Below are 13,693 nucleotides of genomic sequence, written 5' to 3' on the forward strand. Positions count from 1 at the left end.
GACCGCCCCGCCGCCGAAGCTGTCGAGAGCGCCGGCACCGAGACCGGCGGAAACGCAGCGGCCGGGGACGATGGCACCGGGCACGCAGGCGCGGAGGCCGACGCCGGGAGCGCGGACAACGCGGGAGAGGCCGCGCCGCGCGGTGATTCCGGTGACGCGACTTCCGGTGTCACGCGTTACAGCGATGCCTGGGCGGTGTCCGCGGTGCGGGTGCAGCCGGGTGAGACCGGGGCGGCGGAGGAGAACTGACCAGCGCGAGCGGGGGAGCCGTAGGGGTGACACAGGATCCGTTCGGCACCGCGGACTTGCGTGCGGGAGTACTCACCGCATGGCGGAATTCGCCGACTCGGCTGCGCGAGGACGCCGCCACCGAGGCGGATCTGGTCCGGGCCGGATATCGCGATCGGCTGCTCACCGAGCTGGCGCAGAACGCCGCCGACGCCGCGGTCAAGGCCGGGGTCTCCGGCCGGGTGTCGGTGCGGCTGCGCGGCCGCGCCCTGCATATCGCCAATACGGGTGCCCCGCTGGATCTTTCCGGTGTGCACGCGCTGACGGCCCTGCGGGCGTCGGGCAAGACGGGTACTTCGGTCGGCCGGTTCGGTGTCGGGTTCACGGCGGTGCTCTCCGCCGGTGACGAGGTGGAATTTCGCTCGACCACCGGGTCTGTGCGATTCTCTCGTGCGCAGACTCTGATCGAACTGCGCGACAACGGTATCGACATCCCCGCCGGTGCCGACGGACCCGCCGTCCCGGTATTGCGCTTGGCCTGGTCGGTGGCGGTCGCCCCGGAAACCGGTTTCGACACCGAGATCGTGGTCTGGTTGCGCGAGGACGTCGACGCCGCGGAACTGCTCGCGGCCATGCGGGCCGAGGCGGTGGATCTGCTGCTGGAACTGCCGGGCCTGCATTCCATCCGGGTCGAGGACGACGAATCCTGGCGTGCGGTGGAGGATGCGGGCAACGGCCTGCAGCAGGTGAGCATCACCGCCCCGTCCGGCGAGGACTTCCGGTGGTGGCAGTACACCACCGCGCGGGCGCGCTGGCTGCTCCCGCTGCGTGACGGCCGGGCCGTTGCCGCGACCGCCGATGTGCTGCGGGCACCGACCCGCACCGACGAGGAACTCTCCCTGCCCGCCCTGGTGATCGCCGATATCGCCCTGCAACCGGATCGGCGCCGCCTGATGCCCGGCGCCCGGGTGGCCGAACTGGCCGAGGGCTATGCGGATTTCGCCCGCGCCCTGCCACCGCCGGACCGCCTGGTGCTGGTTCCGGCGCCCGGTTTCGCCCGCAGCGAGGCCGACGGTCTGCTGCGCGAGGCCCTCGTGAACGAGTTGCGCGAACATCCCTGGCTGCCGGTGCTCACCGATCTCCACAGTGCGCCCGCCGATGTCGACGCGGCGATCACGCCGCCGGATATCGATGATGTGATGCGTACCGGTGTGGCGCCGCCGCCTGCCGACGTGGCCGAGCTGTCGACCACTGGCGGGCCGCGCCGCGCCGACGCGGCGCCGAATCGCGCCAGCGTATTCCTCGGCGTCACAACCGAACTGGCGGGTCTGCTGGCAGGTCTGCTCGGCCCGCTGGTGATCCCGGAGCTGTCCGGACGTGCCTGCGCCGAACTGCTGGGTGTGCTGGACGTACATCGCATCGGCCTGGCTCGCGTGGCCGAACTGACCGGAAGTGTGCAGCGCCCGCCGCAGTGGTGGTATTCGCTCTACGACGCGCTGGAACCGTTCGTGACCGATCCGCTCGCTGCCGAGGAACTGGGCGCGCTGGCCGTGCCGCTCTCCGACGGCCGCCTGGTCACCGGCCCGCGCACGGTGGTGCTCGACGATCAGCTCGAGGAAGCGGTCGCGGTGCCGTGGGCGCGGCTGGTCCACCCGGAGGCCGCGCACGAACTGCTCGGCCGGCTCGGCGCGCAGCAGGCCGGGGTCGAGGATCTGCTGACCGATACCGCGCTGCGCGCCGAACTGGACTATCGATCCGACGACGAGGAACTGCGCGAGGCGGTGCTCGGCCTGGCCGCCCACCTGCCGCCGGACACCACCCTTCCGACCTGGCTCGGCGCCCTCGAATTGCCCGACGAGACCGGCGAATTGCGCCCGGCCGACGAACTTCTGCTCCCGGATGCCCCGCTGGCCGAGGTGCTGATCACGGATTCTCCGTTCGGCACGCTCGACACCGCGATCGCGCAGCGGCATCCGGCGGCGGCCCTGCGCGCGATCGGCGTCGGCTGGGGTTTCACCGTCGTCACCGAAACCGATCCGACCGGTCCCGACCACGACCTCGACGACGAGGACCGCTGGTGGCAGGGGTTGCCGGAGGATCCGCCTGAGTTCGCCGCGGTCCGGGATCTGGATCTGGTCGCCGACGACGCCTGGCCCCGGGCACTGCGACTGCTGCTGGCCGAACCGGCCACCCGCCGTCTACTCGCCGACCGTGACGGCTACACCGCCTGGTGGTTGCGCCGCCACGCGCGGGTCGGCGATCGCCCACTCGGCGTGTATCAGGCCGGATCGGATCCGGTGTTCGCCGACCTGCTGCCCGAACTCCCGGGCTTCACGGCGGCCGATTCGGCAGCCCTCGACGCCGTGCTCGCCGACCCCGCGAACATCACCGCCGACTTGGCCGTGGCCCTGCTCGAAGCACTGGCCGATCCTGCGAAAAAGCCCACCCCGGAAGCGGTTTCGCAAACCCATCGCCGGCTCGCCGCGGCCGTGCCGCATCTGGATCTCGACGAGATCGGCGTGCCGGAGCGGGTGCGTGCGCTCTCCGGAGCGGTGATCGATCCGGATCGCGCGCTGGTTCTGGACCGGCCCTGGCTCGGTCTGGCGCTACCGGCGGATCGCCTGGTCGCCGGCGATATCGAGCATGCGGGCGAACTGGCCACGCTGCTCGACGTGGCCGCTGCCTCCGAGGCGGTACATGCCGAGGTGCTCGGCACTGGAAAACGCACAACCTGGGCGGACGAACCGCTGGGTGTGCTGTTGCGGCTGCAGTTCGGCCTGCCGCCGCTGGCGGGTGAGCTGGTCCTGCACGATCGGCTGGAGGTCCGGCTCACCGGCGCCTACGAGGCGACCGTGGGCGTTCCGTGGTGGCGCGCGGGCGACACCACCCACGTGCAGCGGCAGCCGAGTTCGTGATACGCGGCGCGGCTATTTCGCGTAGGTGGTGATCATTTCCGCGAGCACGTCGAGCTGGGTGCGGACCGCCGCGCTGTCGTCGTCGACGAGCCAGCGCAAAACGATTCCGTCGATGACGTTCAGGGTGAATCGGCTCAAGGTCTGAACCGGAATTCGCCATTCGGTTCCGGTGGCCACGCGCCCGTGCTCGAGCACATCGGCGACGGTGGCGTCGTTGAACAGATACTGTTCGCGCGCGATCGCGAGTTTCGCTGGGGTCTGCTCACTTTCACGCAGAGCGTAGGTGGTGGTTTCGTAGGTGAGCAGTTGCCGTTGCGGTGTGGATTCGATGTTCAGCCAGAGCAGTTCCAGGCTGGCGCGAACCAAATTTTGAAGGGATTCTTTTCCACTTCCGACTTCCTGCCAGACCGTTTCATTGGTCTCGACGGAATCGCGCAATTCCATCGCCAATGCTTTGACCAGTTCGGTCATCAGCGCATCTTTGTTCTCGAAACAGTAATGCACCACACCGAGCGATACCCCGGCCGCCTGCGCGACATCGCGTGTAGTTACCCCGGCGACGCCCTTTTTCTCCGCGAGGCCGATGGCGGCCTCGATGAGGTGGGCTCGTCGTTCTTCGACGCTCAATCGGGAGGACACGGAAGCGAGTTAAGCCGCCAGGACGCGATGAGTCAATTCGCACACTGTAAAGTCGGCGCGCTCGGCGTGGCGCGGGCCGGCGGGTGTCACAGCCCTTTCTGCGCGCCTTTGTCACCCCTGCGGGCGCCGCGGCGCTGAATGACGAAAATGCTGTAGCCGAGCAGTCCGACTCCCAGTCCCATCAAACAGATCGGCCGTGCGTCGGCCCAGCTGTCGTTGCACCAGACCACGACGGTCGCCACCAGCCACACCAGCGAGCCGACGGCCAGAACGGGACGCGGATCGGTCAGCCGCGGCGGGATCTCGGGCACCTCGGGGGTCACGAAGTCAACGATAGCGGCGGGAACGGCGGACCACATATGTGGTGTCACGTATCGTTTTGCTCTGTGACAACGCCATCCGATATCCGTGCGCTCGCCGGTGAACTGTCCCTGGCGGTCGTGCGGCTGACGCGCCATCTGCGCGGCCGTCGTGCCGAAGCGCAGATTTCGCTCACCCAACTGTCGGCTCTGGCGACCCTGGCCAGAGACGGGGCGATGACTCCCGGCGTACTCGCCGCCAAGGAACGGGTGCAGCCACCGTCGATGACCCGAGTGATCGCCTCGCTCTCGGAGTTGCAGCTGGTCAAGCGCGATCCGCATCCCACCGACGGCCGCCAGGTCATCGTCTCGCTCTCGGACGCCGGCAAGGCGCTGATCCAGGACGAGAACAACGCCCGCGAGGCCTGGATGTTCGATCAGCTGTCCGGCCTGACCCCCGATCAGCTGCGGGTGCTCGACGACGCGGTCGCGATCATGAAGCAGTTGGTCGCCGACTCGGAGTAGAACGTCCGGCGCTCAGGCCACGAAAGCGTGCTCGCTGGAGACGATTTCGCGCCCCAGCGGCATCAGCGAGACGGGGATGAGCTTCAGGTTCGCCCAGCCGAACGGAATCCCGATGATGGAGACGAACAGCGGAATGCTGGTGACCAGGTGCCCGATCGCCAGCCAGAACCCCGCGAAGATCACCCAGATGATGTTGCCGATCAGCGAGGGAGCCCCCGCGCCCGGCTTGGCCACCACCTCCCGGCCGAACGGCCACAGCACGTAGGCCCCGATCCGGAACGACGCGATCCCGAACGGGATGGTGATGATCAGGATGCAGCAGAGGATTCCGGCCAGAAAATAACCCACCGCCAGCCAGAACCCGGCGAAAATCAACCAGAGCACATTCAGTACGAACCGGATGAGGGTCACGTATCCAGCATGCCAGGGCGGTGCCGTACCCACCAGATGTGAACTGAGCGCGTGTGGACGAGCCGCTCAGAAGAACCAGCCGAGCACGGGTTCACGCTCGGCCCGGAAAGCGCGGTCCACATCCGCGACGATCCGGGAGCTCTTCGCACGCACTCGGTTCGCGACGGCGAAGGTGCGGGCTGAGTAGGCGCCGAGGTAGAGGCTGCCCAGGACGTCGATGCCGAGTTCGAGGTCGGGGGTGCGGGTGGTGGGTTCGCATTCGGCCCGCCCGTCGCGCACGCGCAGGGCGAAGGTGCCTCCGGCGTGGCGGAACGGGTCGTCCACGGCGACAACGACATCCAGATCCGTTTCGTAGTCGCGGGCGGACAGGGCGGCGGGGACGTCCATCGGCCGTGCCCACAGGCCGTCGTGACGGCTGACGGTGCGGACCAGGCGGGAGTCGGTGAGCAGGTGGGGCAGCGGGTCGTCGTCGCCGATGGTGGCGGTGACCGTGTCCACCAGGTCCAGACCGAGCAGGGCACGCCACAGCGCCGCATGCGCCTCGGTGGTGACCGCGCGCAGTTCCACCACCTCGGCGGTGAGTCTGCGCGGCTCGGAGTTGTCGTAGCGGTAGAGCGCGTACCCGTCGGGATGGGTGAGCGCGAACAGGGCGGCCTGGCCCCCGCTGCCGACCAGCTGGATCAACCACGCCGAATGCGGGCGCGCCTGGGCGCCGGGCACCAGCCGCCGCCAGCGGTCGTAGATGCCGGGCACCACGGTGATCGCATCGTCGAGCGAGCTCAGTGTCACGCCACCGGGATCGGGCGCGGTGGGCCGGAATTCGGCGAAGCGGCGGTCGATGGTGACGCGGTTCTCCACGACACACGGCCCGTACCCGAATCGTCCGTAGATGGTGGCGCGACTGGCGGTGAAGATGGTCAGCGGCAGCCCCGCGGCCTCGGTACGCTCGTGCAGTTCGGTGTACATCGCGCGCAGAATGCCGCGACGGCGATGGGTCGGCGCCACCGCGACACCTGCCACGCCGCAGACCTCGACGGGATGCGGACCGGGCACCGTGAGCGTCATCGTGGTGTCCCGGGTGTGGCCGACGACGCGGTCGCCCTCCACGGCGACGAGCGCACGCTCGAGCGGGAACAGCTTCAGCCGCTGTGCGGTGACGACCGGATCCTCCCGGGGCGACGCGCCGAAAGCATTCGACAACAGCAGCCCGATACCGGGGAGGTCGTCCTCGGTCGCGGGCCTGAGCGTGACCTCTGCTGCGATCGCCATACCTCGACCATCGCACGCCGGCAGGACCCTGCGCACCCGGATTTTCCCGACGGGCCATACCAGGCTGTAGCCGCAAGTACCGCTACCGCTCGAGTCGTACCGAACAGTGCTGAACCTCCTCCGCGAGGGTGCACCCTGAGGGTTTCGGCCCAGGGGGCCGAAACCCCGCCGAAGCGAAGCGAAGGCAGAAATTGCGAATCCGGGCCTGCCGTCCCCTCCGAGGCAGGCCCGGATTCCGGCGGCCCGGTGTCGCCTCCGCGCCACGACGATGATGGTGCCGGGCGGCGCTAACGAGTCGCTCAACGTGCGCTTGTAAGGGGCCGCGAATTGCGGTGCCGCACAGTCTCTCCAGTGCGGAGCACGTGAAACCCTCTGCGGCGCACAGGCCCCCGATATGCACGAAGCCCGCCTCCCTCGGAAGGGGGCGGGCTTCGGATCAGCTACTTCAGCGACCGGCGATATCGCCGTAATCGCGCGCACCGTAGCCGGTGTAGATCTGGCGCGGGCGGCCGATCTTCAAAGGCTCGCTGTGCATTTCGCGCCAGTGCGCGATCCAGCCGGGCAGCCGGCCCATCGCGAACAGCACGGTGAACATGCGGGTCGGGAAGCCCATCGCCCGGTAGATGACGCCGGTGTAGAAGTCGACGTTCGGGTACAGGCGGCGATCGACGAAGTAGCTGTCGGTCAGCGCGGCCTCTTCCAGCGCCTTGGCGATATCGAGCAGCGGGTCCTGCACGCCCAGCTTGCCGAGGATCTGGTCGGCGGTCTTCTTGACGATCGTCGCGCGCGGGTCGTAGTTGCGGTAGACGCGGTGTCCGAAGCCCATGAGCTTCACCCCGTCTTCCTTGTTCTTGACCTTGCGGATGAAGTCCTTGACCGCGGCATCGACGGTGCCGCCGTTGATATTCGCCTTGATGTCGTCCAGCATCTCCAGCACGGCCTGGTTGGCGCCGCCGTGCAGGGGACCCCACAGCGCGTTGATGCCGCCGGATACCGAGGTGAACAGGTTGGCGTCGGAGGAACCGACCAGGCGCACGGTCGAGGTGGAGCAGTTCTGCTCATGGTCGGCGTGCAGGATCAGCAGCATGTCCAGCGCGGCGGCGACCTCGGGGTCGACCTCGTAGGGCTCGGCCGGGAAGCCGAAGGTCATGCGCAGGAAGTTCTCCACCAGGCTCAGCGAGTTGTCCGGGTAGAGGAACGGCTGGCCGACCGACTTCTTGTAGGAGTAGGCCGCGATGGTGGGCAGCTTGGCCAGCAGGCGGATGGTCGACAGCTCGACCTGCTCGGGATCGCGCGGGTCCAGCGAGTCCTGGTAGTAGGCCGAGAGCGCGTTGACCGCCGAGGACAGCACCGGCATCGGGTGCGCGTTGCGCGGGAAGCCGTCGAAGAAGCGCTTGAGGTCCTCGTGCAGCAGCGTGTGGCGGCGGATCCGGTCGGTGAAGTCTTCCAGCTGTGCCTGGGTCGGCAGCTCGCCGTAGATGAGCAGGTAGCTGACCTCGATGAAGTTCGAGCTCGCGGCGAGCTGCTCGATCGGGTAGCCGCGGTAGCGCAGGATGCCGGCCTCACCGTCGATGTAGGTGATCGCCGACTTGGTGGGCGCGGTGTTGGTGAAGCCCGGGTCGTAGGTGACGTACCCGGTGCTGGCCAGCAGCTTGCCCAGATCGATTCCGTCGTTGCCCTCGACGGCCTGGGCGACAGTCATGGCGTATTCGCCGCCAGGGTAGGAAAGTACCGGCTTGGCGTCGCCTGCGCCGTTGGCGTCCGAAGGCGTTTGCGCGACTTTGATGTTCTCAGCGGGCACGGAAGGATCCCTCTCAGGCTAGAACCGTAGGCGACGGGCGCGGTCGGCGTCCGGCGCACTTACCTCAACGCTAGCCGCTCACCGGTAGCGTCGATCCGTGAGGGTCGTCATCTGCTACCTCACGGTCACATGTGTGCGATGTGAGCTCGCGGGCCCGATCGTGCTAGGGGCTCGCGCGGGTGCTCACGAGTGCTGTTCGGCCGGAATCTCGGCGTGGACGCGGGGAACGCGGTAGCGGACGAAGGCGGGGAAGACGGCCGCGGCGATCAGCACGCCGATCACCACCAGGACCCCACCACCGGCCGCCGCCACGGCAGTACCCATGGCCGCGGCCGTGAAACCGTGGGCAACATCACCGATCCGGGGCCCACCTGCGACGACCACGGTGAACACGCCCTGCAGCCGCCCGCGCATGTCGTCGGTGGCCACCTCCTGCAACATGCTGGTCCGCAGCGCCGCGGAGAACATGTCGACCGCACCGCCGAAGGCCAAGCACGCCAAGGCGATCCACAGGCCGACCCCGATGCTCAACCGGTGGCCGGTCGCGCCGACGGCGAGTCCGAAGCCGATCATCGCCGCACCCCACAGCGCGATGCACACCACCACGGCCATGCCCTGGCGCCGTACGTGGCCGAGCCATCCGGAGAACACGCCGCCGGCGACCGCACCGGCCGACATCGCGGCGAAGAGCAGGCCCAGGGCCACACCGCCGGTCACCGGATCGCCGAAGGTGTCGTGCGCCATCTGCGGGAACAGAGCGCGCGGCATGCCGAAGACCATCGCGATGATGTCGACGGCGAAGGAGGCCAGCAGGATCGGCTGGGTGGACAGGTAGCTGAAACCCTCGACGACGGTGCCCAATCCGGCCTTCCGGGCGACTCCGGTCGGCGGGACGGCGGGCAGTCGCCACACCGCCCACAGCGTGGCCAGCAGGGCGACCGAGTCGATCAGATACAGCATCGACAGTCCGGTCACCGGGATCAGCGCACCCGCGAGCACCGGCCCGGCGATGGCGCCGAACTGCATGACGGTCATGTTCAGCGAGTTGGCCGCCGGCAACAGGTCACCCGGCAGCAGTCGCGGAATGATGGCCGCGCGGGTCGGCTGATTCATCGCGAAGAAGGCCTGCTGCACCGAGAAGAGCCCGAGCACCAGCCAGACGTTGTTCACCCCGGCGGCGGCCTGCAACCAGAACGCCACGGAGGTCAGCCCGGTGCCGACGCTGGTGATCAGCAGGAGGGTGCGCCGGTCCATGACGTCGGCGACCGCCCCGCCCCACAGGCCGAAGACGATCAGCGGCACCAGGCCGAAGACGCCGGCCAGCCCGACATATCCGGAGCTGCCGGTGATTTGGTAGATCTGCTGCGGAACCGCGACCACCGAGAGCTGGGCTCCGATGACGGTGACGATATTGGTGACCCACAGCCGCCGGAAATCGATGTCGCGCAGCGGTGCGACATCGGCGAGCACTTTCACCATGGCCGAGCTTTCACCATGGCGCGGCGCCGGTCCGCGTGGACGATGCGGCCGGCGGCCGTCTTCCAGAAATCATCCCATGAATATAGCCGGTAGCGGCCGATCCGCGACTCGGGCATATCGCCCGTCGTGGCGGGGATTCCGGGTCAGGGTTGCAGGCGTTCGATGCGGGCCGAGCCCATCGCGGCCGGTCCGTCCGGCAGCGTCACCTGGATGCGGTTGTGCAACCGGCTGCGCCGGCCCTGCCAGAATTCGATCTGTTCCGGACGCAGGATGTAGCCGCCCCAATTGGCCGGGACCGGAATCTGTTCCACGCCGTCGAAACGGTCCGTGACGTCGGCCAATGCCCGATCCAGATCCTCCCGCGAGGCCACCGGGCGGGATTGGTGCGACGCCCATGCCCCCAGTTGCGAATTGCGCGGACGCGAGCGCCAGTACGCCGTGGTCACCTCCGAGGAGACCTGGTCCACCCGGCCGCGCAGCGTCACCTGCCGGCCCACCTTCGGCCAGGCGAAGGTGGCCGACGCATACGGCACCGCGTGGAGTTGATCACCCTTCGCGGAGTCGTAATTCGTGTAGAAAGTCACACCCTCGGCGGACACTCCCTTGCACAGGACCGTGCGCGACGCGGGACGCGGTCCGGCGTCGGTGAGCTCGACCGTCGCCAGCACCATGGCATTGGGTTCGGTGATGCCGGCGTTGGTGGCGAGCTCGATCCAGTTGCGCAGCAACGGTTCCCAGCCGTCGGCCGGCCAGCTCTCGGTCAGGTCCGGATCGCCGCCGTATTCGGCCCGCATCGCGGCGATGTCGACATCGACGCGCGGGACGGCGCCGAAGCGATCCGGCAAAGTCGATGAATTCGCGGTCGCAAGACCCGTTTCGCCCCCCGCTGAGCCCGGTGAATTCTGCTCCTCGCGCATGGTCCAAACGTTACTCCCCAGTACTGGGGGGATAAGGTTGCAGGTGATCGGCCGGAGTGGCATACGGCCGCACAGCACCGGCCCGGCCGAGCCGGGAAAGCACCACCCGGCCGAGCCGGGAAAGCACCATCGCGTGGCCGCCCACAGATCGTGCGGCCCGATTTGCAAGGAGAGTCACAACATGACTACCAGCGCTGCGGCTCCTACTGGTCCGGCCGTGCCCCCCGATTTCGTCAGTGGCCTGGAAGGCGTGGTGGCGTTCACCACCGATATCGCCGAGCCCGACAAGGACGGCGGCGCGCTGCGCTACCGGGGTGTCGACATCGAGGACCTGGTCGGTAACCACGTCACCTTCGGTGACGTCTGGGCGCTGCTGGTCGACGGCCGCTTCGGACAGGGACTGCCGCCCGCCGAGCCGTTCCCGCTGCCGGTGCACACCGGCGATGTGCGCGTCGACGTGCAGGCCGGTCTGGCGATGCTCGCCCCGATCTGGGGCTACCAGCCGCTGCTGGACATCGACGACGCCACCGCCCGCGAGAACCTCGCGCGCGCGTCGGTGATGGCCCTGTCCTATGTCGCGCAGTCCGCGCGCGGCATCTACCAGCCGGCCGTGCCGCAGAAGGAGATCGACGAGGCGAGCACGATCACCGAACGCTTCATGAAGCGGTGGAAGGGTGACCCGGATCCGCGCCACGTCGAGGCCATCGACGCCTACTGGGTGTCGGCCGCCGAGCACGGTATGAACGCCTCCACGTTCACCGCGCGCGTCATCGCCTCGACCGGCGCCGACGTGGCCGCCAGCCTGTCCGGCGCGATCGGCGCCATGTCCGGCCCGCTGCACGGCGGCGCCCCCGCGCGGGTGCTGCCGATGATCGAAGAGGTCGAAAAGACCGGCGACGCACGCGCTCTGGTGAAGGGCATCCTCGATCGCAAGGAGAAGCTCATGGGCTTCGGCCACCGGGTCTACCGGGCCGAGGACCCGCGCGCCCGGGTGCTGCGTGCCACCGCGAAGCGGCTGGACGCGCCGCGCTACGAGGTCGCCGCGGCGCTCGAGCAGGCCGCGCTGGCCGAACTGCGCGAGCGTCGCCCCGATCGCGCCATCGAGACCAACGTCGAGTTCTGGGCCGCGGTGATCCTGGACTTCGCCGAGGTGCCCGCGCACATGATGCCGGCGATGTTCACCTGTGGCCGCACCGCGGGCTGGTGCGCGCACATCCTCGAGCAGAAGCAACTGGGCAAGCTGGTGCGCCCGGCCGCGATCTACACCGGACCGGCGCCGCGCTCCGCGGAGTCCGTGCCGGGATGGGAGACCGTCGTCCGGTAGTCCGGGCCGTCGCCGTTCGAGCGCCTTCGCAGTTTTCGCTGCGGAGGCGCTCGTCGCTTCTCTGCCGTAGCATCTGCTCGCGTGGGTGGAGCAGAACTGTCGCGACGTCGGCTTCTGGCAGCGGGTGCGGCGGTAGCCGCGGGTTTCGCCGCCTCGGGATGTGCTACGGCCGAAGGGAATTCGCCGGTCAAGACGATCATCTCCACGGCGCCGCCCGCACCGGCCCGCACATCGGTTCCGTCGGTGGCGAGTCCGGCATCGGCGTCGCTACCGGCACAGCCGGATCCGGCGGCCGTGGCCGCGCGCTATGCCGGTCGGCAGCCCGCCGGATGGGGAATGGACCTGCCCGGCATCATCACCTCGATCCCCGCGCAGGGTAAGCAGATGGCGCTGACCTTCGATGCCTGCGGCGGGCCGGACAACGACGAGATCAACACCGAGTTGATGAATTACCTCGTCGCCCACAACATTCCGGCGACGCTGTTTCTCAACAAGCGCTGGATCGATGCCGACCCGGGCAGGGCCGAGCAACTGGCCACCAATCCGCTGTTCGAACTCGCCAACCACGGCACCCGGCACTGTCCGCTCTCGGTCACCGGCCACGCCGCCTACGGCATCGCCGGCACCGCGTCCCCGCAGCAGGCGATCGACGAGGTGTGGGGCAATCACGAGCGGCTCACCCGGCTGCTCGGACATCCGCCGCGGTTCTTCCGCGCGGGCACCGCACACTACGACGACGTGTCGGTCGCGATCGTGCGGGATCTGGGGGAGACGCCGGTCGGTTTCAGCATCAACGCCGATGCCGGGGCGACCTTCACGGCCGCGCAGGTGCGCACCGCGATGTCGGCGGCACAGCCCGGGTCGATCTCGATCGCCCATATGCACCGCCCGAAGTCGGGTACCGCCGAGGGGATGTCGGTGGTGTTGCCGGTATTGCGTTCGCGCGGTTTCGAATTCGTCAAACTGCCCTGAGCGGGCCTTTCGAACCGGATTCAGAGTTCGGCCGAGGCCTCCCAGTCCACCGCCACCGACTCGCCGCGATCCACGGCGAAGAACGCGACCTCGAGATGCCGGCCCAGATCGACCAGTTCGATCGCCGGCAACGGCACCGGCTGCACGATCCGTACGCGCCACGGCCGCGGTTCGTCCCAGGCGCGCAGTTCCAGATCCAGCCGTAGCACCGGATCGTCGCGACCCGAGTAGTCGGCGGCGATCGGCGTGGCCGCCAGCACCGTCGCGTCGGCGCGGCGGCCCGCGGACAGAATCTTCGCGATGCTCACCCGCGTCGCCTCCGCGACGCCGGGCACGTACAGCACCAGTCGCTCGCGATCACCCGGATCGACGCGGCAGCCGACCACGTCGCCCGGTTGCATCGACTCCCGCTCGGCGTCGCTCACTCGTTGCCGCATCCGGGTCTCGTACGGCGGTACGCCGTCGAGTTGGATGCGGACCCAGAAGCGACAGCCGGGTTCGACCCGGCCCGCGGCATCCGCCCGCTTCCGCAGGCCGTCGACGCGGGAGGCCGCGGAGGCGGAAGTGCGGCAGGGGCGGACCCCGAGAATCGTCGCCGTTCCCGGCAGGCCGCGCAGCAGCAACTCGTGCCGTGCTCCCTCGGAGAGCATGCCGGTACGCAGCATGTTCCCGGCCCGCTCGAGCCGTGTGGCCAGGCGTGCGCGCAGACCGTAGCGGCCGCTGGCGGACCGGGCCGATCCGGCTGCGCCGGCCGAGGGGACCGCGGTCGATCCGGGTGCCGCGGATGCGGCGGAGATGCCCGTCGAGTCCGGTATCTCCCGCCCTGCCATACTCATTGCCCAACGGTAACGGTCCGCCGGGCGCCGACATGGTGATACGGACATATGCGCGGTTTCGGCAAGCCTGTCGCATCC

The 13,693-nt window shown here is 68.9% G+C and carries 12 protein-coding genes and 1 pseudogene; 5 read left to right on the forward strand and 8 right to left on the reverse strand.

Features of this window, described 5'->3' with window-relative positions; all coding sequences use genetic code 11:
• Both NN2_RS37930 and NN2_RS31150 read left to right on the forward strand, forming a co-directional pair.
• A pseudogene (locus NN2_RS37930) lies at positions 1–249 on the forward strand (hypothetical protein); the annotation flags it as partial.
• A 26-nt stretch (positions 250–275) separates the two neighbouring features.
• Positions 276–3,143 (forward strand): sacsin N-terminal ATP-binding-like domain-containing protein, encoded by a 2,868-nt coding sequence (locus NN2_RS31150; RefSeq protein WP_245658927.1) that lies wholly within the window; start codon positions 276–278, stop codon positions 3,141–3,143.
• A gap of 12 nt (positions 3,144–3,155) precedes the next feature.
• Here NN2_RS31150 and NN2_RS31155 read toward each other — a convergent pair whose 3' ends face one another.
• Positions 3,156–3,782: a TetR/AcrR family transcriptional regulator gene (locus NN2_RS31155; protein WP_030513272.1), complete on the reverse strand. Its 627-nt coding sequence runs from the start codon at positions 3,780–3,782 to the stop codon at positions 3,156–3,158.
• 86 nt (positions 3,783–3,868) lie between these two features.
• Complete coding sequence (locus NN2_RS31160; protein WP_030513273.1) at positions 3,869–4,105, reverse strand: DUF2530 domain-containing protein; 237 nt, start codon at positions 4,103–4,105, stop codon at positions 3,869–3,871.
• A 36-nt stretch (positions 4,106–4,141) separates the two neighbouring features.
• On the opposite strand from NN2_RS31160, the gene NN2_RS31165 reads away from it, so the two are divergent.
• Positions 4,142–4,606 (forward strand): MarR family winged helix-turn-helix transcriptional regulator, encoded by a 465-nt coding sequence (locus NN2_RS31165; RefSeq protein ID WP_051755246.1) that lies wholly within the window; start codon positions 4,142–4,144, stop codon positions 4,604–4,606.
• Positions 4,607–4,618: 12 nt separating this feature from the next.
• Here NN2_RS31165 and NN2_RS31170 read toward each other — a convergent pair whose 3' ends face one another.
• From NN2_RS31170 to pdxH, 5 genes are all read right to left on the reverse strand, one after another.
• Positions 4,619–5,008 carry a YccF domain-containing protein gene (locus tag NN2_RS31170; RefSeq protein ID WP_169812471.1) on the reverse strand — a complete coding sequence of 130 codons (390 nt, stop codon included), beginning with the start codon at positions 5,006–5,008 and terminating at the stop codon, positions 4,619–4,621.
• Between the two features lie 75 nt (positions 5,009–5,083).
• A complete protein-coding gene (locus tag NN2_RS31175; protein WP_063018343.1) occupies positions 5,084–6,286 on the reverse strand; it encodes a GNAT family N-acetyltransferase in 1,203 nt (400 codons plus the stop codon).
• A gap of 445 nt (positions 6,287–6,731) precedes the next feature.
• Positions 6,732–8,087: a citrate synthase gene (locus NN2_RS31180; protein ID WP_081879230.1), complete on the reverse strand. Its 1,356-nt coding sequence runs from the start codon at positions 8,085–8,087 to the stop codon at positions 6,732–6,734.
• A gap of 183 nt (positions 8,088–8,270) precedes the next feature.
• Entirely contained in the window at positions 8,271–9,566 is a 1,296-nt protein-coding gene (locus NN2_RS31185) for an MFS transporter (protein ID WP_063018345.1), read from the reverse strand.
• A 143-nt stretch (positions 9,567–9,709) separates the two neighbouring features.
• Positions 9,710–10,360 (reverse strand): pyridoxamine 5'-phosphate oxidase, encoded by a 651-nt coding sequence (gene pdxH, locus NN2_RS31190; RefSeq protein WP_063018367.1) that lies wholly within the window; start codon positions 10,358–10,360, stop codon positions 9,710–9,712.
• Between the two features lie 304 nt (positions 10,361–10,664).
• On the opposite strand from pdxH, the gene NN2_RS31195 reads away from it, so the two are divergent.
• Positions 10,665–11,807, forward strand: a complete 1,143-nt coding sequence (locus NN2_RS31195) for a citrate synthase 2 (RefSeq protein ID WP_063018347.1) — start codon at positions 10,665–10,667, stop codon at positions 11,805–11,807.
• An 81-nt stretch (positions 11,808–11,888) separates the two neighbouring features.
• Positions 11,889–12,779, forward strand: a complete 891-nt coding sequence (locus NN2_RS31200; protein WP_245658929.1) for a polysaccharide deacetylase family protein — start codon at positions 11,889–11,891, stop codon at positions 12,777–12,779.
• Positions 12,780–12,799: 20 nt separating this feature from the next.
• Here the strand turns inward: NN2_RS31200 and NN2_RS31205 are convergent, their stop codons facing one another.
• On the reverse strand, positions 12,800–13,615 hold the full coding sequence (locus NN2_RS31205) for a hypothetical protein (RefSeq protein WP_227463039.1): 816 nt from the start codon (positions 13,613–13,615) through the stop codon (positions 12,800–12,802).
• Positions 13,616–13,693 lie beyond the last annotated feature (78 nt).

This window comes from Nocardia nova NBRC 15556 (assembly GCF_001613005.1).
Classification (GTDB): Bacteria; Actinomycetota; Actinomycetes; order Mycobacteriales; family Mycobacteriaceae; genus Nocardia; species Nocardia nova.

Bases quoted from the DNA above. Each gene is read 5' to 3' on its own strand.
- NN2_RS31175 (WP_063018343.1), bottom strand. From the start codon at position 6,286: ATGGCGATCGCAGCAGAGGTCACGCTCAGGCCCGCGACCGAGGACGAC.
- NN2_RS31185 (WP_063018345.1), bottom strand. From the start codon at position 9,566: ATGGTGAAAGTGCTCGCCGATGTCGCACCGCTGCGCGACATCGATTTC.
- pdxH (WP_063018367.1), bottom strand. From the start codon at position 10,360: ATGCGGGCCGAATACGGCGGCGATCCGGACCTGACCGAGAGCTGGCCG.
- NN2_RS31165 (WP_051755246.1), top strand. From the start codon at position 4,142: ATGTGGTGTCACGTATCGTTTTGCTCTGTGACAACGCCATCCGATATC.
- NN2_RS31195 (WP_063018347.1), top strand. From the start codon at position 10,665: ATGACTACCAGCGCTGCGGCTCCTACTGGTCCGGCCGTGCCCCCCGAT.
- NN2_RS31205 (WP_227463039.1), bottom strand. From the start codon at position 13,615: ATGAGTATGGCAGGGCGGGAGATACCGGACTCGACGGGCATCTCCGCC.